This window comes from Ferrimonas sediminicola (assembly GCF_005116715.1).
Classification (GTDB): domain Bacteria; phylum Pseudomonadota; class Gammaproteobacteria; order Enterobacterales; family Shewanellaceae; genus Ferrimonas; species Ferrimonas sediminicola.
The window spans coordinates 1-675 of sequence record NZ_SWCI01000038.1 but is presented as its reverse complement, the minus strand read 5'-3'; the positions used below and the strand labels follow the sequence as shown (position 1 = coordinate 675).

Here is a 675-nt window from a genome sequence, read left to right as displayed (position 1 = left end):
CGGTCTTTTTGGGTTTGTATTAATCGATTAAACAACCAATACGTTAATCTATCGCCAGATATCAAGGCACTTGCAAAAATTGCAAATATCTCGAGAAATTATCAGCTTGTCCAAATTGTTAAAGAGCATGCTTCATTGAGCCGGGGCTCAAAAAAAGCCAAAGGTAAATACTGGTATTTAGCTTTGGCTTCTTGCCAGATAGTAAGTCGAATCGAGAGTGGTGGAGCTAAGCAGGATCGAACTGCTGACCTCCTGCGTGCAAAGCAGGCGCTCTCCCAGCTGAGCTATAGCCCCATCATTAGCTTGTTATTTGCTTCCATATCTTCGTTGAACATCACATCCTCGCTCAGTCATTTACCAAAGGTAAACTCCTTCGCTCGTCGTTCGTTCGCCTCGATCTGAAATCAAATCCCTACGCCATCGTTTCTCGATGTCCAATCTGTGGGAAGATTGGTGGGTCTGAGTAGACTTGAACTACCGACCTCACGCTTATCAGGCGTGCGCTCTAACCAGCTGAGCTACAGACCCATCGAAACTCTTACATGTTGTCAGACAATCTGTGTGAACACTCAACGCAAAACCGTATCTGTTTCGTAAGGAGGTGATCCAGCCCCAGGTTCCCCTAGGGCTACCTTGTTACGACTTCACCCCAGTCATGAACCACACCGTGGTCAT

2 tRNA genes and 1 rRNA gene are annotated in these 675 nt (G+C 46.4%); all 3 read right to left on the bottom strand.

From position 1 onward, the window contains the following. Positions 1 to 218: 218 nt before the first annotated feature. Positions 219 to 294, bottom strand: a tRNA-Ala gene (locus FCL40_RS18400). A gap of 157 nt (positions 295 to 451) precedes the next feature. Then, positions 452 to 528 (bottom strand) — tRNA-Ile (locus FCL40_RS18395). Positions 529 to 594: 66 nt separating this feature from the next. Then, positions 595 to 675 (bottom strand): 16S ribosomal RNA (locus tag FCL40_RS18390); the annotation flags it as partial.